Source organism: Shinella zoogloeoides, from assembly GCF_020883495.1.
In the GTDB taxonomy this organism is placed as follows: domain Bacteria; phylum Pseudomonadota; class Alphaproteobacteria; order Rhizobiales; family Rhizobiaceae; genus Shinella; species Shinella zoogloeoides.
In genome coordinates this window covers 3,401,789-3,420,153 of record NZ_CP086610.1, presented here as the reverse complement: position 1 = coordinate 3,420,153, position 18,365 = coordinate 3,401,789, and the positions used below count along the sequence as shown (strand labels likewise).

Below are 18,365 nucleotides of genomic sequence, written 5' to 3'. Positions count from 1 at the left end.
CGCAGCAAGAGATCGATGCGTTCTACCAAGAGGCTACTAGCGGGGATCATGACCATCTGATCCAAACCGCCATGCGCTGGTTCAGCTGCGAGTAGCAGCCGAACCGGCCTGCGCCGCCTTGTCGGCATAGGTCGCCGCGAAAATCGTCTCCGAAAGCCATTTCTTGAAAGATGGATTGTCGCTGAACTGTTTGAACAGCTCGGTATGGTCAGATAGCAGTTCGATGACCGCGCGCTCCAGTGCCTTGTCGTGCTCGATGCGGGCGTTCTGCTTGTCCGAATTCTGCATCGCGTTTTGATAGGCCTTGTCGGCCGCGACCTTCGTGGGCAACTCCTCAGCTATCACCTTCCCGATCTTGTCGGCGTCCTTCCAGTCGATGTTGCCGAACATCTCGTTGAACGTCTTGAGGATGTTGCTGAGCAGGTCCAATTCCGGCTCAGGCTTGCGACCGCCTCCGCCCAACGGCACAGGGCCGATTTCCGCGTCGGCATCGGGAAGCGCAATCGCCATCGTCGCCTGCGCCTCGACCCTGTAGCTGTCCATGTCGATGGCCTCCAGAATGCCCTTCGACAGATCCTGCTCCTCCGGAGCAGGCAGTTTCGGCGTCAGGAAGTTCAGGAAAATCGAGAGCTTCTCCCATTCCGCGTTCGTATAGGGCAGGATGGCCGCGAGAAATCCGTAGGTGCGCGTGAATGCCTTCGCCTTGCCCTTGAAGTCGACCTGTCCATCCTCATCGAGATCGGCTTTGTAGACCGCGACGCACGCATCGAGGATCGGGTCGAGCTTGTCGCGGTCGGCGCCACCGAGGTACAGCGCCACGAGGTCCTCCACCCGCTCCCAGGAATAGACCTGATAGCCATCGAGCCGCGCTTTCAGGTCGTGCAGCTTGTTCGGATCGGTCTCTTCGCTCAGGATCGTCGTGCGGTAATAGTCCTCGAACGACGCCTTGATGCCATCCACGTCGTTCATGAAATCCAGCACGAAGGTGTCGTGCTTCTGCGGATGCGCCCGGTTCAGGCGCGACAGCGTCTGCACGGCCTTGATGCCGGACAGCGTCTTGTCCACGTACATCGTGTGCAGCAGCGGCTCGTCATAGCCGGTCTGGAACTTGTCGGCGACGATGAGGAACCGGTACGGATCCTTCTGTATCAACTCCTCGATCTTGTTGCTGGGAAAGCCGTTGAGCGACGCCTCGGTGACCTTCTGGCCGCCATATTCATGCTCGCCCGAGAAGGCGACGATGGCTTGGTATGGGCTCTTGCGCTCCTTCAGATACTCCCCGAAGGCGTGAAAGTACTGGATGGCCCGGTGAATCCCGCTGGTCACCACCATGGCGCGCGCTGCTCCGCCGATTTTGCGATGGGCCATCACCTGGTCGTGGAAATGGTCGACCATGATCTCTGCCTTCTTGCGGATGGCATGGTCATGGGATTCGACATATCGGCGGAGCTTCTTTTGCGCCCGCTTGGCGTCGAACTGCGGATCGTCCTCCACCGTCTTCATGAGCCGGTAGTAGCTCTCGACCGGCGTGTAGTGCTTGAGAACGTCGAGGATGAATCCCTCTTCGATGGCCTGCTTCATCGAATAATTGTGGAAAGGGACGTGCCTGACTTTCCCACCCTCGGGGACCGCCGTGCCGAAAATCTCCAGCGTCTTGTTCTTGGGTGTCGCGGTGAAGGCGAAATAGCTCGCGTTCGGCAGAACCTTCCGCGCTTCCATCAGCCGGTTGATGGTATCCTCGACGGTTTCGTCTTCCTCCTCGGCACCATTCGCGGCAAGCGCGATGTTCATCTTGGCTGACGTCCGGCCGCCCTGGCTGGAATGCGCCTCGTCGATGATGATGGCGAAGGTTCGCCCGCGATGGCCGTCCCCAATTTCGTCTAGGATGAACGGGAACTTCTGCACCGTGGTGATGATGATCTTCTTGCCCTGCTGCAGGAACGTCCGCAGCTGCTGCGAGCCTTCGGTGACCGCGCCGACGATGGAAGATACCTGCGCGAACTGCTTGATGGTGTCGCGGATCTGTTTGTCGAGATTGCGCCTGTCGGTGACAACGATGACGGTGTCGAAGGTCGGCTTGCCGCCGGTCTCCAGCCCGATCAGCTGGTGGCCGAGCCAAGCAATCGAGTTGCTCTTGCCCGAACCTGCCGAGTGCTGGATTAGGTACCGCCGCCCGGCGCCGGAGCCCTCGGCGTCAGCCAGCAGCTTGCGCACCACGTCGAGCTGGTGAAAGCGAGGGAAAATCTGCTTCGGCGGCTTCTTCTTTCCTCGCTCGTCCGTTTCCTCGACCACCTGCGCATAGTTCTCCAGGATGTCGGTGAGGTTGCGCTTCGTAAGGACTTGCTTCCAAAGGTAATCGGTCTTCAGACCATGCGGATTCGGCGGGTTGCCCGCGCCGTCATTCCAGCCCTTGTTGAAAGGCAGGAACCAGGACGCCTTGCCCTTCAGGTGGCTGCACATCCGCACCTCGTGGTCGTCCACGGCGAAGTGGACGACGCAGCGGCCGAACTGGAACAGCAGCTCCTTGGGATCGCGGTCGCGCTTGTACTGCTCGATCGCGTCCTCGACCGTCTGCTTGGTCAGGCTGTTCTTCAACTCAAAGGTGGCGACGGGCAGGCCGTTGATGAACAGCGCAGCGTCGAGCGACAGCTTGGTCGCATCCTTGGAATAGTGCAGCTGCCGGGTGACGCTGAACACGTTGGCGGCGAACAGCTCCTCGGCCTTCGTGTTGCCGGGGGTCGGCGTCCCGAAGAACAGCTCGACCGATCCAGGGCCGTGCTTCACGCCGTTGCGCAGCACGTCGATGACACCGCGCTTGGCGATCTCGCCTTGCACCCGGTGAAGGAATTGCAGCCGCTTCGGACCGTCTTCTCCGATGCCGAGGGCTTCGACGGCCTCTGGCTGTGTGGCGTTCAGGAAATCGAACAGCTTGGCCAGGTCGATGGCGTGGTCCCGGTCGAAATCCTTCGAGGCGCCAGCGACGTAACCCGCCTCGTCGATCAGCGAGCGGACGATGAGGGTTTCGAGGCCCTTTTCGCTTGTGTCGGTGTGCTGGCGCATTTCGCGGCCTCCTTGAACCGAGGGGCCGGCATCGACCCGAATTAGGCCCGCTTCGCTCAGGAACGCCTCGAGCATTGGGTCTTTGGCCTCGAAACCAGCAACCAAGCGTCGCGCCGCGTCAGACGGCATTTCCAAACGAACTCGAGAGCTGTTGGCTTGGGTTACGGATGAAATCCCTATTTGGCCGAATGGAACACCTACATAAGCAGCTACCATTGATACCAGGCGCTGCCGCTCTTTCTGATTCATCTCATCCGGATCGCGCGCCACGATCAGATCGACCAGCATTTTCTGCTCTGCCGTCATCGGCGGCGGATCACCGCGTGCAATGATGCACGGTGACTTTTTGTATCGTTGGAGGTAGCTCACGCCCCATTTTTCGTTGTCCGCCCGCTCGTGACAGTTTGCGCACAGGGCAATGAGGTTTTCGAGCGAATGGTCTTGCGACTTGCTCCATGGAATCAGGTGCGCGTACTCGAGCGGCAGCGACGTGCAGCAGACAGCGCAATGATGACGAGCCTCGAAGAGCACATCGCGCTTTATTTCGATTGGGATTGCGGGCCTACTCGTCGGCATCGGCCCCCTCCATCACCTCGGCGGCGTCGCCTTCCAGCTCCTCCTCCAGCGCGTCATCCTCATCCAAGATCGGCTCGTCCTCGGGCGCTGCGATCTCGACGTGGCGAACGTCCAGCTTGCCGGTAACAACGTCAGCGATCAGGCGCTCTCGGTACTCCTGAATAAGCCCAATCTCGCGAGCAGCCCGTTCGGCCGTTTCGTCCAACGGAGTACATTCCCGGGTCAAATACTCCAGGATCGCGTTTTGCTCGTTCTCCGGAGGTATTGGGATGGGAATTGCTTTCATGTAGCTTTGCGTGAGCTTGTTACGCGTGGCGCCGCCAACATAATTCGTGTAGTCGACGCAATTCAGGGCATGCACAATAAACTCAGGTCTATTGCCGGGCTTTGGCCGTAGTACATGGATGTGATTATTCGGCCAGACTTTTCCTTGTGAGAAGAAAGCGACTGGCTTGTTGCGATCAAAGAATGGGGCACCGTCTTCGCCAAGCAGGATCAGATCTTCGTCGAACAAGAAGTCGTTCAAATGGTCGATGATTTGGTTCGCACCCCAATACGGGATCTCACCGAGCATCTTTTCGCGGGCAGACGCTTCGAGCGGTACGCGCTTGCCGTCTAGACAAATGGAGAGGTGCCGCAACGGAGTTACTACCCACTCTTCAGGGATTTCCGGCATCCAAGCAATGCCGGTTGGCTTTATTGCAACATTCGGGTTCAGGCCACGCGTGATGGCCCGGTTTATAATCGCCTGCTTCTGCTCGTTTAACAGCCCGATCAGCCGCCGCTTGTTGCGGATCAGGCGACGGACGCGCAGGTCATAGACCCGGATGAACTGCACGATCTTACGCTGTTCTTCTTCAGGCGGTTGCGGGACATGGATGGCCCCGAAACGATCCGAGTATAGGCGCAGAAAGCCGGACATGCCGGTTCCTAGCCCTTTCGATTCCTGGCGAAACTTTGCTCGGTAGATAGTGGTCTTGAAGAGGTCGACGAAGTAGTCAGGATTCATCGGCCGGAGTGGCTGGAAGACGGCATAGTCCGGGCTGACCAGACCGTCCTCGCGCGCAACCGCGAACATGCCGTTCGACGCTTGCATGCGGTTCAGCACCATCTGGCCGGTGCGGACGCGCTTGTATCCCTTGAGCTCTTCCGGCGTGACTGGCTTGGTCGACACCTTCGCATGGGGGATCAGACCATGAGCCTGTCGCATAGACAGTAGGGTTTCCGTCCCGGTGTCGGTCCGGTCGTCGATCTCGCGAAACAGATACTTGCTTCGTAGCACGTCCCACCGACCTGGCAGATCGCCAAGCCAATCGCGCACTGCTGGGTGATAGTCTGAGAGATGCTTCTGTGAATCATCGTCTCTGGCGAGAGTGGGGAGCGACGGGGCAGAGACAGGTTCGGCGTCTGAAATCATTGGCTGCTCAAATAAGGAGGGCTGGGGGTCGCTGGGCTGCGGTGGGGCGGTATCGGCCCGGGATGGCCGCCGAGGGGTCCAGCCGGGGATCTCGGCATTGGGCGCGGCCTGGACCGCCTCGATAGGCTGACCGAACAGCAGGAACTCGGAGATCGCCAGCGGCTCGATGAACCGCAGGCTCTCCGCCTCATCGCCCTTCAGCTGCTCGCGCAGTTCCATAAGCAGCCGCCCGAGCACGTTCATGCCGACGAGCGTGCCGTCCGGCTGTTCGGTGGCACCCCAGAAATCCTTGCGGCGCACCTTCTTCTCGACGATGGGCCGATCCCCGGTGGACAGGAGGAGCCGTCCGAAGGTGGCCCAATTCTGAGCCAGCTTCACGCGCAGGCACCAGCGCATGATCTTGACCCGTACGCCATCCCAATCCGGTCGGGACGCCCGGTGGTAGGGTTTGCTGCGCATCTTGGCGGTCATCGGGCTCCGCTCCCCGATGATCATGCGCTGCACCTCTGGCATGTGGGGGAAGCGGCAAGACTGGTAGAGCGCTTCCGACGTCCGGATCCGAACACCGTTCACGACAAGCGGAAAGCCAGGCGCCATGTTCGACAGCCCGCCATAGCGCTCGTTCGTCTTCAGGAAGACGGCGCTTTCGATGGGGACATATGTGCGAACTTGGCTGGGCTGGGACATTAGAAGTCTTCCCGCGCCAGCATGGCCATGAACCTGCGCATCGAGGTGTCGCTGTTGGTCGTTCGGGGGAAGAGCGGGTACCAGGGATCCCCCGCCCAAAGAGCCAGCGGCGCATTGTTTGGGCAGTTTCGGAAAGTGACAATTAGGGAGCCAAAGCCGAGTGTCTCCAAGAGTGAATTTCCAAGCGGCCTTTGATACTTGTTTAGATGTGGGCACATACTCCGAATGCGCGCTCCAGCCTTCAGGAATTCCTGTTCGAGCAGTTGTCGACCTTCATCACTCGAAAAGATGCCATTTCCGCCTACCTGCCCTGGAACTCGTAAGCGAGGCTTATGGGTCATTGCTTCCACGTATGCCTTCACCAAGTCATCTTCTGGAATTTGTGTCGGTCGGAGAACATCCGAGGAATTTGTCTGGCCTAGTTGATCTTCGAGGGCAATTGCGCGCCACCACTTCAGCTTGATCGATTTTCCGGCTGCCTTTGCGGCAGCTTGAATACGTCCATTCGCGTAATTGGAACCATTGCTATGAAGTGCGATTGCGATGATATGTAGGGTCGCATCCTTTGGAGCCGACTTGGCGATCCAACCTTCAACGTCTTGTCTGACACGGTTTCCTGTGAAACTGGCGTCATCCAAGTAAACAAAGGAGTGTGGATCGGCGCCGCAGTCGCTGACGGAGTATCCACATCTTTTCTCAAGGATTTTGCTGAATAGCGCGAGCATTTCCTTCTGGCTTGCACCACCTCCTTGGACATCAAGGAAACTCACTCCCCCCCAAAACTTGCATGGATCCTCGCCTACGAGGCTGTCGGTTTGAAAAAGGCCAGAGAGAAACTTGCGCGTGTTCGCGCGAGAAAAGTAAGTCGACTTTAGGACGTGATCGATTTCGCGCAAGATTGGCAGGCGAACATGCTCGTCAAATTGACTGACCCAACGCTCGACATGTTCTGGTGTTGGCGCAGCAAGATCCCCTTCACGATAGTCAGCAGTTGTCTCGACAATCGAGGCTAGAAGTTCATCACGTTCAGCCATTCCTCGTTCCCCTACCAATGCAATACATTCATCGTGCCCCTTACAGCCCCTCGAAATAGGTCTTGATCTTCTGCGCCATCAGCTTGCGCCGCTGCTCCAGGAAGTCATCGAAGGATGGGATCTCTCCGTCCAGCATGCACTCCGGCAAGCAGCTCATCCGAAGATTGGCCCGCATCTCCTCAATCGTCGTGATGCCACCATACTTCTTGGCACCGCCGTTGCACTGGTCCGCCAGCTCGCTGAAGTAAGTCTTCGGGTCGCGGTCACCGATGCCAATGTTGATCTCGCTTTGGGCCAGGACGAAGTTGGCGATCTGGTTATAGCGGCCGCGCGTCAGCCCCTGGCCCTTGAGGTGATTGCGCGGATAGACGTGATGCACGTCGCTCCGGTTCAACAGCAGGTCACGCACGGTGATGTCCCGCGACAGGAACCCGAGGTCGCCGAGCTTCACCTGCGCTGCCCGATAGACGAGGAAATAGGGGCTCGAGGCGGACGATGTGTCCATCTCCTGCGGCAGCAGAGTGTTCCAGAAGCTTTCGGGCAGCTCCGCGTCGATCACGGCATCGGTGTATGTGGCCAGGCCGCGGGACTCGATCTGACGGATATCGAAATCGAAGGCCGTTTCGGGGCTGCCAGAATAACGCCCGCGCAGGAGCGACATGACGTACCAGCGCCGGACGAGACGCTCGATGTCGGCGGCCGGCATGCCTTCGGCGCGGCCACGAAGGTAGAGAATGTACGCAAAGTTGATGGCGTTCTGGCTGCGGATCAGGCCGGAGGTGACGAACCCGGCCGAGCGCAGGATCATCGTGAGCCTGTCAAAGTGGGTCTTGTTGATGAAGTTGAGGACACCGGCCTTCAGCTTGTCGAAGGCCTCCTCGGCGACCGCTTCCTCGTACTGCTTCGTCTCGAAGTTACGTCCCGACAGCAGGGCGACCAAATCCTGAAGCTTGCCCCTGCGGAACTCCGACGTGAACGCCACGCGCAGCATGTCGGTGTAGGACGGGTCGTAGAGGTCGTCGTTCACGTCCTTCAGCCAACGCATCTTTGGCAGGAACTCGGAAGCGGCGAATGCCTTGTCGCCCTTCTCGATGCGAGGCAGGAATTCGGGCGCGACGGCGAGGTGGCAGAAATAGTCGATCGCCTTCCGCAGCATGTTGCCGCCATAGGTGTCGTTCGCCGCGATTTTCGACATAGCGAAATCCGCCTGGCTGAGCGATGCCCCGGCCGAATTCACCCGGATGAAGATCTCGGTGACCGTCTCGATGTCGAGATCTTCGGCCAGCTCGATGATGCCGACCTGATTGTTGATGATCTTGCGGACCTTCTCCAGCACTAATGAAATCTGGTCCTGATCAACGTCCGGATTGCGCGCTGTATATTCGCGCGTAAGCTTGGTCAGGCTGGCGTCAGGCGCGAAGACCGTTGCCAGGTCGGGGATCCACGAGGCGTCCTTCTGGATGGCCGGGTTCGAAACCTCGAAGCGCTCCTCGACCGGGTGGAACGCGATCCGAATGCGTACGGTCTCGTAATCCTTGGTCAGCACCTCCTGGCCGAGCAACGCGGCCATAAGCGCGGTGACGCGCTGTTGCCCGTCGATCAAGATGCGCTTGCCCGAGGATGTGGAACCGTCTTTAAGCCTGACCGACGGGTTCCGCCAGGCGATCAGATAGCCAACTGGGTAGCCCTGATAGAGCGAGTCCAGAAGGTTGCGGACCTTGGTCGCATCCCAGACGAAAGGGCGCTGGATTTCGGGTATCGCGATCTCGCCGGACTTCACCCAGGTGAGAAGGGTTTCGATCGGATGGGGGGTGACGGAGTAGCGTTGGGTGGCCATGCTCAGCGGCCTCCCGTTAGCACGTCTTCAAGAAGGCCTTCGGTTTCCTGCTCAAGCGCCCGGATGTCGGCTTCGATCTCCTGAAGTGTCCGCAGCGGCTGTGGCTTGTAGAAGTGCCGCGTGAAAGAGATTTCATAGCCGATAACCGTCTTGGACGGATCGATCCAGGCGTCGGCCGCATGAGGCAGAACCTCGCGACGGAAGAACGCCTCGATACCGCCGTCTTCTAAAAACGGCACCTGTTCGGTATCCCTCAACTCCGTGTCCGGCTCGAATTCGACGATCGCTGTTTTGCCACCGACGGTCCGATGGTAGTTGCCGTACAGCGCATCAGATTCAGCATCGGCGCCCGGCTTGATCTTGGACGCCTTCTTGATGACCGGTTCCGCCCCGGGATCCTTGATGCCCAACCCTGCCATCAGGAGCTTCTGGCGCTTGGCTGTCATACGGACGCCGCGCTTGCCCGCCACAGCTTCGGCTTCTTCAAGGAAGCGGTTGAAATCGAGATGGGGGCCTTCGCCAAGCCGCTCAGCCACCGCTTCCACAACGCCAGTGAGGGGCTCTTCAGCAGCCTCCGCGCACGTCTTCGCGAAGCGACGCTGCGCGCTCGCGGACAGTTCGACCTTCAAGCGCAAGGGCCGCTCGACCGTCACCTTCCAGTAACCGAACGCCGCGTTGGGGAAGATCTTCGACTGCTCGCTTTCCTCGCTGTTGAGGAAGCTGTCGCAGATGCGCTTGATGTCATCTGGCCCGAGAATGCAGTTCTTCTTGCCGAGGTTTTTCCGCAGAGGTTTGAACCACGCCGTCGCATCAATCAGCTGGACCTTGCCCTTGCGGGAATCTGCCTTGCGATTGCTGAGCACCCAAATGTAAGTCGCGATACCAGTGTTGTAGAAGATGTTCAGCGGCAGCGCGATGATGGCCTCAAGCCAATCATTCTCGATGACCCAGCGCCGCACATTGCTCTCACCCGATCCCGCATCGCCCGTGAACAGAGATGAGCCATTGTGGACCTCGGCGATCCGGCTGCCGACCTTGGTGGCCTTCTTCATCTTGCTCAGCATGTTGGCTAGAAACACCATCTGGCCATCGCTGGAGCGCGTGATCAGGCTGTACTCGGGATCGCCATCGTGCTCGATCACAAAGCGGGGGTCGGTGATGTCCTTCTTGCCGCCGAGCCGGTCGAGATCGGATTTCCAGCTCTTGCCGTAAGGAGGGTTCGAAAGCATGAAATCGAACTCACTCGATGGGAATGCATCGCTGGAGAGCGTCGAGCCATACTTCATGTTCTCGGCTTCGGCCCCTTCACCTTTTAGGATGAGGTCCGCCTTGCTGATGGCGAATGTCTCGGGATTGACCTCCTGCCCGTAGAGGTGGACCGACACCTCTTTCCCGTGGTCGGTCGCCAACTTGATCAGCGTCTCTTCCGCGACCGTCAGCATGCCTCCCGTGCCGCAGGCACCATCGTAGACGAGATAGGTGCCTGACTGAATTTCATCCGCGATCGGCATGAAGATCAGGTACGCCATGAGCTCGACCACGTCGCGAGGCGTGAAGTGCTCTCCGGCCTCCTCGTTGTTCTCTTCGTTAAACCGCCTGATAAGCTCCTCGAAGATTGTTCCCATTGAGTGGTTGTCGAGCCCGGGCAGGCGCACACTTCCGTCTTGGTGCAGCACGGGCTTAGGGCTGAGATTAACTGATGGGTCGAGGAACTTTTCGATCAGGAACCCGAGCGCGTCGGCTTCGACAAGCGTTGGGATCTGATTGCGGAACTTGAACTTGTCGAGCACTTCCTGAACGTTCGGGGAGAAGCCGTCGAGGTAGGCCTCGAAGTCCGACTTCAGCTGCTGGCGGCGCGCGCGAGACGTGAGGTCGCGAAGCCGGAACTGCGATGTGTTGTAGAAGGCTTCGCCCGACGCCTGGCAAAGAGCCGCGTGCTGGTTGGCGACTCCTGCCTTATCCAGCTGCGCCTTCATAGCCAAGACAGCGTCCTTGGTCGGTTCAAGCACGGCGTCGAGCCGACGAATGACGGTCATCGGCAGGATGACGTCCCGGTATTTGCCGCGAACATAGACATCGCGCAGAACATCATCAGCGATGTTCCAGATAAAATTGCTGATGTTCAGATCGCTCACTCGGGCCCCCTCAAACTTTCTTTTTTCGCAGCTTTTTTCTGCAGATCGATCCAGCCATCGAGGTCTGACCTCTTGAAGCGCCATGCGCCGGCCACTTTGAAACCCGGCAGATCGCCGCGCTTGGCGAGCCGATAAACCGTCTTTTCGTCGACGTTCAGGTAGCCAGCCACATCTCGCACGGTCATGGCTTGGTCAGCCGCATCCGCCATCATATCGCCCTCTTTTTCTTGACCATATCAGGGTAAGCTGGGGCAAGCCAGTCCAATGCTGGCCGCGGCTGATCGCGGGCCATACTGCTAGCGCGCCCATCAGAGGTGTGAAGAACTGCTTTGTCGGACGGCATGGTCCGAGCGGGGGCCGCGTGGTCTCTCTCGACCGACACTTCAGCGAGGTGCTGGGAAGATTCCCTCGCGCTGGCGGGATGACCTGATGGTGGCAGAGAAGCATGCCGCCGCGGAGCTCAATCGAGCCATCTGGTGGCCGTGCGCCAGTTGGTAACGGTTGATGGTACGGGCGGGCGGAGCGTCTCTTCAGGCTAAAGACCGAGTGTCTGACGGTCGTTGATGCGCAGATTTTTGCGGCGATCCCGTGCCGAAGCCATCGACACGGGAGAGAGTTCGGTATTTGTTACACTCCCTCCGCCATTCCGTTACGATTATTCTCCTCTCAAACAAGCCGATGCGACTCGCCAGAGCGGGTATGTTCCGTGCGTCCGGCCTTGGATTCACGTGGATAGTGCCGGCATTCTGTCGGGCGATGCTCTGCACTGAGCGTATCCATCCGGATGCCGGCGACGAGCGGTGAAAATCTGGCTTTCGATCCATCTGGGATCTACACTGCCATCGCACCGAAACCAGCCGGGTGAGGATTCAGCCATGGTGACGTTCACAGTCGCGACCAGCCTTCAAATCGAGGCGGATACTGCCGAGGAGGCCGCCTTGCTCATGTATCGCGAGCTCAGCAGAGGGCCGGTGCCGCTTGCCTATCGGGTCACGGATGGGAAAGACACGGCGACGGAATTGTCGCTCGATAGGGATATCGCGGAAGAATATGCGGTGACCGACCACACGGCCGATCCCGGCAACTGGTGAACGAGGCCGTCACCGGCTTTCCTGATCGGCCGCGTGTTGCATTTGCCTTCCTGCAGGATGGCACGGTCTCAAGCGCGCACCTCGAACACCATGTTGAACGGCGTTTCCGTTGCCCGGCGGAAATGGGTGAAGCCGGCGTCTAGGGCGACCTTTCGAAGGCGCATTTCTCCGGCCTGCGCACCGAGCCCGAGGCCCACTTCCTGGGCGAGGGACGCGGGCGTGCAGATCATCGTCGAGGCTCCATAGTAGACGCGGCCCACCGGGTTGAGATTGTCCTTGAGATGATCGTGCGCGAAAGGTTCGACGATCATCCAGGTTCCGTTCGAGGCCAGCGTTTCCCTGACGTGCCGTCCGGCACCGACGGGGTCGCCCATGTCGTGCAGGCAATCGAACATCGCGACGACGTCATAGTCGCGCCCCGGAAACCGGGCTGCGGCGCTCTGCTCGAATGTGACCCGGTCGGCCACCCCTGCGCTCTGGGCCGCAGCCTTTGCTCTCTCGATCGACGCGCCGTGATAGTCGAACCCGGTAAACCGCGAGGCGGGATAGGCTTGCGCCATCAGGATGGTGGACGCGCCATGTCCGCAGCCAACGTCAGCGACGCGGGCGCCCGACTTGAGTTTTGCCTCGACGCCGTCGAGCGCCGGAATCCATTCGGCGACCAGATGGCTGTTGTAGCCGGGGCGGAAGAAGCGTTCCGTTCCGCGGAAAAGACAGGTGCTGTGTTCATGCCAGCCGAGGCCGTTGCCCGTGCGAAACGCATCGGCGACTTTCGGCTCGTCCATCCACATGGACTGGACGACCTCGAATGCGCCGACGAAGAAGGCCGGGCTGTTTTCTTCGGCAAAGACCATCGGCTGTTCCGGCGTCAGGCTGAAGCGATCCGTTCTTTCATCGTAGCTGATATAGTCGGCGGCGGCCTGCGCGCTGAGCCATTCCCGCAGGTAGCGCTCTTTCACGCCCGTTTTCGCTGCCAGTTCCCGGGCGCTCACCGGCTCGCCGTCGCCCATCGCCCTGAAAATACCCACCTGATCGCCGAGCACGACCAGCGCGCCGGTGACGGCCGCGCCGACATCGCCCACGAGGCGGCCGACGAGCGCATCGAGTTTCTGCATATCTGGTTCACGCATGGAAGCCTCCCAAGGCCAGGACATGCATGTAAATTAGCATAATGAGATATACGATCAATCGATACCGATGATCGGGGTCGATTCAATCGACCTTGATGTCCCGGATGTTCGAAACCGGAATGCCTTCGATACCGAGACCCTGCGGCAGGACGCCGTTGAGGACGGGGCAGACGAAGAAGAGGTTGCGGTGGGTATAGGCGGCCTCGTGGTCCATGATGTGGGCGAGGGCCTTGAGGTAGACAGCAGTGGAGCGGAAAAAGTAGACGCCGGCGGAGGCCTCGCTGGAGATGACCCGCTTTTCGGCGGTTTCGACGACTTCTCCCGCCGCGTTGCGGCGCAGGTAGGAATAGACCGGCTTGTCGGAAGGGAAGGTCAGGGCGAGGGCGCCGGTGTGGGGCTGGTCGAAGAGGGCTTTCGGGTCGATCTCGCAGTCGAACAGGATGTCCGTGAGGTCGAGACAGATCGCCTCGTGCATATCGGACAGCAGGGCGCAGCCGGCGGCGGCGGTGAGGGCGGCGCCGCGGGTGTAGGTCGAGAGGAAGACCTGCCGTGCCGCCGGATACCATTGCGAGAGGGTGTTTTCCGCAAAGCGGCGGCTCGGCGGGTTGTCGTGGAGCACGAAGACCAGGTCGGCGTCGGTCACGAGGTCGCTCGTCCACCAGGACCGGCTTTCCAGCGCGCGGCGCAGGAGTGGGAGGCCCTCGACGGGAATTTCGGCCTTTACCGAACCGTCCGGCTTGACGAAATCGGGGCCGGCGAGGGGGACGATGACCTTCATGCGTCGGGCTCGTCGGCGGATTTCGCAAGGCCCTGATCGTCGAGATAGGTGCGCAGGTCCTCCGGGATGCCGAGGCCGTGCATGGCGTCCGCCGGCACTTCGTAGACGCCGATGCGGGCGCCCTCGCGGATCATGTAGTTGTAGACCGGGCAGGTGTAGAACTCGTTGTTCACCCGGTCGTTGTTGGCGATCATGTCGATGGTCGCCTTGAAGAGATCGCCGGCCCTGCGGAAGAAATAGACGCCGACGGTCGCAAGGTCGGAGATCGGCTTCTTCTCCGCCACCTCCTCGACGAGGCCGCGGCTGTTGATGCGGGCGAAGGACCATTTCGGGTTCAATTCCCGGTCCCTGAAGACGAGGATCGAACCGTCGAGATTGCGGTTCCGGCAATCCTCGATGAAATCGTCGACGGAAAAATCGATGACCTGATCGGAATTGGCCACCAGCACCGCGTCGTCGTCGTTGAAATAGCGACGGGCCAGCATGATCGTGCAGAGCGTGCCTTCGGTCAGCTTCTCCACCTTCACTATGTCGGCCATGGTCTCGATCCGCGCCACGACGTCGGGGCTGGCGGCGACATGTTCGGAGCGCAGGAGCGTGACGAGCTTGCTGCCCTTGGGGCGGGCATTGTCCAGCACATGTTCGATCATCGACTTGCCGCCGACATCGATGAAGGGCTTCGGGCGTTTCCAGCCGGCCTTGGCGAAACGGCTGCCTTCGCCGGCCGCGGGTACGACCACCACCGTGTTCATCATCCGGTAGCTCTGCGCGCGGCGCTCCAGCCCCTCGACATAGTCGTGGAACTTCGAGGGTGTGTAGAAGCTGTGGTAGCGCGTTTCCGGGATGGAGACGGCCGTCACCGTCTCGCCCTTGAGAATGACCTGGTTGAGGCTGGGCGCGATGAAGAACTGGCCGCCGACGCGGTCATTGGCGCGGATCGTGTCCTTGGCGGCCTCGATGAAGGTGCGCGCGGTCCCGAAATAGTAGAGGCCGGCAATGGCGTTCTCGCTGATGACGGATTTTTCCGCCGCCTGGCTGACCTTGCCGTCGCTGCCCGTGCGCACATAGGACCAGCGCGGATGGACCGAGGGGAAGGTGACGACGCCGGCTGCCGCGCCCTCTTCCCGCACCTTGTCGAAGAGTTGGGAGAGGTCGGCTTCCACCACCTGGTCGCCGTTGCTGATGAGGAGCGGCGCGTCGAGGTCGAGCTGGTCGACGGCAAGGAGGCATGAGCAGAGCGCGCCCTGTGTCGATGCGGCGATCGGGATCACCACGGAATCCTCGCCGGCGCGTAGGCGCAGGATCGAATCGATGGAGAATTTCGCGATATCCTCCTGCCGGACGAGGAAGAAGAAGCGCGCGTTCTCCACCGTCGCCTGAAGCGCCGACAGCGTATATTCGATCATCGACTTGCCGCCGACATCGACCAGCGGCTTGGGGAAGAAGAACTCGGCCGGATCGAAGAAGGGCGAGGGCGCGGCGAGCGGGATGAGGATCTGCAGGGGTTTCGTCATCGTCTGTCCTCGTCAGGCCGCGGCATTGATGGCCGCGATGCGGCCGGCAATGGCGTCGTAATGCACGTCCCCCGTGTCGCCGACGACCATGACATGGCCGCCGGAGGCCTTTGCGGCGGCGATGCCGTGGTCGTTGTCTTCCAGGATCAGGCATTCCTCGGGCTTCAGGCCGAGCTGGCTCATGGCGCTGAGATAGATTTCGGGGTCGGGCTTCGACTTCGACACGTCCTCGTTCGACAGGATGACGTCGAGATAGCCCTCGAGCCGCGAGAGCTTCATCATCAGTTCGATCGTCGCGCGGATGGAATTCGAGCAGACGGCGATGCGGATGCCGTCGCGCTTGAGCTGGGAGAGGGCGCGCTGGTGGCGGAAATCGGGCTTGCAGTTGGAATGGGCAAGCTCGGCGGTGAACTGCTGCTTCATCTCGTTGATGAAGCCGTGCAGCTCGACCGGCAGGCGCTTGACCTTGGTCAGCATTTCCAGCTTCCGGCGGGTGGGCAGGCCGTCATAGGTCGCCAGATGCGCGTCGCGCTCGATGGCCATGCCGAAGAGATCGAGCGCGCGGTTCAGGGCCTCGTAGTGCCAGTCCTTGGCGTCGATCAGGACACCATCCATGTCGAAAAGAACGGCCTTGATCATGTCGTACCCCGGAAATAGGTCAATGCGGCTTCGGGAATGTCCGTGCAGAGCATCACGCGCTCGTCCTCGGCCATGTTCACGGTCTCGCGCCATTCCGCCCATGCGGCCTCGTGGCTGCGCCCGTGCAGTTCCGGCGAGACGAGGGCGGCGCGCTTGTCGTCGGCAAGCGCCTGCCGGATCCATTCGCCGGGGCTGTGGGGAATTTCGAAGCAATCGAGCCATACGCCCTGGCTGGGCGCGTAGTAGGAAGGCGCGGTCTCCACGTCGCTCCGGCGGGTGAAGGTGGTCGCGCCGATCTTCAGGTAGCCCCGCATGTCCGGCACGGACATGTCGAAGACGAAGGCATTGGCGACGCCGTATTCGGCAAGATTTTCGGTGACCGCCTGCGCAAGGCCGTCCGCCTTGATGTTGAGGGCCAGCCAGCCATCCGCTTTCATCGAGCGATAGAGGTCGAGAAAGGCCGGGAACGGCATGGGGGCGTTCCGGTGCGTCGGCGGATCGTGGGAAACCACCAGTTCGCCGTCGAGATCGCGAATATCGGTCTCGATGCCGAAGCCGCCTTCGAAGGCGCGGCGGAAGGCGGAAAGACTGTTCTTCTCCCCCGGCTCCAGCCAATAGCCCCTGTGCGCCAGAATGCGGCTTCTCATGCCTGCCCCTTGAATCGGATGTCCATTGTCTGCGCACGTATCATCGGAAGCTGGCTCGAAGCCTTCCTTCCGGAATGCGTGTCATTTCCGCTTCGGATCTGCGATTTGCGGCGGCGCGGCGGGCTTTGCGCATGGACGGAGCGCCTGCGCCATGGCATAGGGCGCGCAACACGACGAGGCCGCCCTTCCATGATCCGCATCGAGAATATCAGCAAGTCCAACAGCCACCGCATCCTCTATATCGAGGCCTCCGCCGCGCTGAACCGCGGCGAGAAGATCGGCCTCGTGGGGCCGAACGGTGCGGGCAAGACGACGCTCTTCCGCATGATCACTGGGCAGGAGCTGCCGGACGAGGGGCAGGTTTCCGTCGAGAAGCATGTCTCCATCGGCTATTTCAGCCAGGATGTCGGCGAGATGGAGGGCCGCAGCGCCGTTACCGAGGTGATGGACGGGGCCGGGCCGGTGAGTTCCGTCGCGGCGGAATTGCGCGAACTCGAGGCGGCGATGGTCGATCCCGACCGGCTCGACGAGATGGACGAAATCATCGAGCGTTACGGCGAGGTGCAGGCGCGCTACGAGGAACTCGACGGCTACGGGCTGGAGAGCCGGGCGCGCGAGGTTCTCGCCGGCCTCAGCTTCAGCCAGGAGATGATGGACGGCGATGTCGGCAAGCTCTCGGGCGGCTGGAAGATGCGCGTGGCGCTGGCCCGCATCCTGCTGATGCGGCCCGATGTCATGCTGCTCGACGAGCCGAGTAACCATCTGGACATCGAAAGCCTGATCTGGCTGGAGCAGTTCCTGAAGGGCTATGACGGCGCGCTCCTCATGACCTCGCACGACCGCGAGTTCATGAACCGCATCGTCAACAAGATCATCGAGATCGATGCCGGCTCGCTCACCACCTTCTCCGGCGACTACGGCTTCTACGAGCAGCAGCGTGCGCAGAACGAAAAGCAGCAGCAGGCGCAGTTTGAGCGCCAGCAGGCGATGCTCGCCAAGGAGATCAAGTTCATCGAGCGCTTCAAGGCGCGCGCCTCCCATGCTGCGCAGGTGCAGAGCCGGGTGAAGAAGCTCGACAAGATCGAGCGCGTCGAGCCGCCGCGCCGGCGCCAGACGGTGATGTTCGAATTCCAGCCGGCGCCGCGCTCGGGCGAAGATGTCGTCAACCTCAAGAATGTCGACAAGGCCTATGGCAGCCGCACGATCTACAAGGATTTCAGCTTCCTGATCCGCCGCAAGGAGCGCTGGTGCGTGATGGGCGTCAACGGCGCGGGCAAGTCCACGCTGCTGAAGCTGGTCGCCGGCGCGGCCAATCCTGATGTGGGCAGCGTGACGATCGGGGCGAGCGTCAAGGTCGGCTATTTCGCACAGCATGCGATGGACCTGCTTGACGGCGACCTGACGGTCTTCGAATGGCTGGAGCAGGAGTTTCCGCGCGCGGGGCAGGGGCCGCTGCGCACGCTTGCCGGCTGTTTCGGCTTTTCGGGCGACGACGTCGAGAAGAAGTGCCGGGTGCTTTCGGGCGGTGAGAAGGCGCGGCTCGTCATGGCGGCCATGCTGTTCGATCCGCCGAATTTCCTGATCCTCGACGAGCCGACCAACCATCTCGACCTCGACACCAAGGAAATGCTGATCAAGGCGCTGGCCGACTACGAGGGCACCATGCTCTTCGTCTCGCACGACCGCCATTTCCTCGGCGCGCTGTCGAACCGCGTGCTGGAACTCAACGGCGACGACGTGCATCAATATCCGGGTGGTTATATGGAATATGTCGCCCAGAGCGGCCACGAGGCGCCGGGCCTCGCCAGCTAGAGCATTCC

The 18,365-nt window shown here is 60.8% G+C and carries 13 protein-coding genes; 2 read left to right on the top strand and 11 right to left on the bottom strand.

The genetic code is table 11. The features are described from left to right. Positions 1 to 81 precede the first annotated feature (81 nt). The 6 genes from K8M09_RS16780 to K8M09_RS16755 are packed head-to-tail and all read right to left on the bottom strand — an operon-like array spanning position 82 to position 10,958. A complete protein-coding gene (locus K8M09_RS16780) occupies positions 82 to 3,636 on the bottom strand; it encodes a type I restriction endonuclease (RefSeq protein ID WP_160786256.1) in 3,555 nt (1,184 codons plus the stop codon). Then, positions 3,623 to 5,740: a restriction endonuclease subunit S gene (locus K8M09_RS16775; RefSeq protein WP_160786257.1), complete on the bottom strand. Its 2,118-nt coding sequence runs from the start codon at positions 5,738 to 5,740 to the stop codon at positions 3,623 to 3,625. Before K8M09_RS16775 ends, K8M09_RS16780 begins: the two co-directional genes overlap by 14 nt. Next, positions 5,740 to 6,774, bottom strand: coding sequence for a phosphoribosyltransferase-like protein (locus K8M09_RS16770; RefSeq protein ID WP_160786258.1), 1,035 nt, complete (start codon positions 6,772 to 6,774; stop codon positions 5,740 to 5,742). Before K8M09_RS16770 ends, K8M09_RS16775 begins: the two co-directional genes overlap by 1 nt. Positions 6,775 to 6,814: 40 nt before the next feature. After that, positions 6,815 to 8,611 (bottom strand): GmrSD restriction endonuclease domain-containing protein, encoded by a 1,797-nt coding sequence (locus K8M09_RS16765; RefSeq protein ID WP_160786259.1) that lies wholly within the window; start codon positions 8,609 to 8,611, stop codon positions 6,815 to 6,817. 2 nt (positions 8,612 to 8,613) lie between these two features. Then, a complete protein-coding gene (locus tag K8M09_RS16760) occupies positions 8,614 to 10,746 on the bottom strand; it encodes a type I restriction-modification system subunit M (RefSeq protein WP_229341958.1) in 2,133 nt (710 codons plus the stop codon). Then, positions 10,743 to 10,958: a helix-turn-helix domain-containing protein gene (locus K8M09_RS16755; protein ID WP_229341956.1), complete on the bottom strand. Its 216-nt coding sequence runs from the start codon at positions 10,956 to 10,958 to the stop codon at positions 10,743 to 10,745. Before K8M09_RS16755 ends, K8M09_RS16760 begins: the two co-directional genes overlap by 4 nt. A gap of 663 nt (positions 10,959 to 11,621) precedes the next feature. Between K8M09_RS16755 and K8M09_RS16750 the strand changes: the two genes are divergently transcribed. After that, positions 11,622 to 11,837 (top strand): hypothetical protein, encoded by a 216-nt coding sequence (locus K8M09_RS16750; protein ID WP_160786261.1) that lies wholly within the window; start codon positions 11,622 to 11,624, stop codon positions 11,835 to 11,837. A gap of 68 nt (positions 11,838 to 11,905) precedes the next feature. Here the strand turns inward: K8M09_RS16750 and K8M09_RS16745 are convergent, their stop codons facing one another. The 5 genes from K8M09_RS16745 to K8M09_RS16725 form a co-directional block, all read right to left on the bottom strand. After that, a complete protein-coding gene (locus tag K8M09_RS16745) occupies positions 11,906 to 12,967 on the bottom strand; it encodes a class I SAM-dependent methyltransferase (protein WP_160786262.1) in 1,062 nt (353 codons plus the stop codon). 82 nt (positions 12,968 to 13,049) lie between these two features. After that, on the bottom strand, positions 13,050 to 13,745 hold the full coding sequence (locus K8M09_RS16740) for a glycosyltransferase family protein (RefSeq protein ID WP_160786263.1): 696 nt from the start codon (positions 13,743 to 13,745) through the stop codon (positions 13,050 to 13,052). Further along, the gene (locus K8M09_RS16735; protein WP_206366673.1) at positions 13,742 to 15,259 is read right to left on the bottom strand and encodes a glycosyltransferase family 2 protein; all 1,518 of its coding nucleotides are present in this window, start codon (positions 15,257 to 15,259) and stop codon (positions 13,742 to 13,744) included. The genes K8M09_RS16740 and K8M09_RS16735 overlap by 4 nt, the downstream gene beginning before the upstream one ends. Before the next feature lie 12 nt (positions 15,260 to 15,271). Further along, the gene (locus tag K8M09_RS16730) at positions 15,272 to 15,898 is read right to left on the bottom strand and encodes an HAD family hydrolase (protein ID WP_160786264.1); all 627 of its coding nucleotides are present in this window, start codon (positions 15,896 to 15,898) and stop codon (positions 15,272 to 15,274) included. After that, positions 15,895 to 16,545, bottom strand: a complete 651-nt coding sequence (locus tag K8M09_RS16725; protein WP_160786265.1) for a PI-PLC domain-containing protein — start codon at positions 16,543 to 16,545, stop codon at positions 15,895 to 15,897. Before K8M09_RS16725 ends, K8M09_RS16730 begins: the two co-directional genes overlap by 4 nt. A 189-nt stretch (positions 16,546 to 16,734) precedes the next feature. Between K8M09_RS16725 and K8M09_RS16720 the strand changes: the two genes are divergently transcribed. Next, positions 16,735 to 18,357 (top strand): ABC-F family ATP-binding cassette domain-containing protein, encoded by a 1,623-nt coding sequence (locus K8M09_RS16720; RefSeq protein ID WP_160786266.1) that lies wholly within the window; start codon positions 16,735 to 16,737, stop codon positions 18,355 to 18,357. Positions 18,358 to 18,365: the final 8 nt, after the last annotated feature.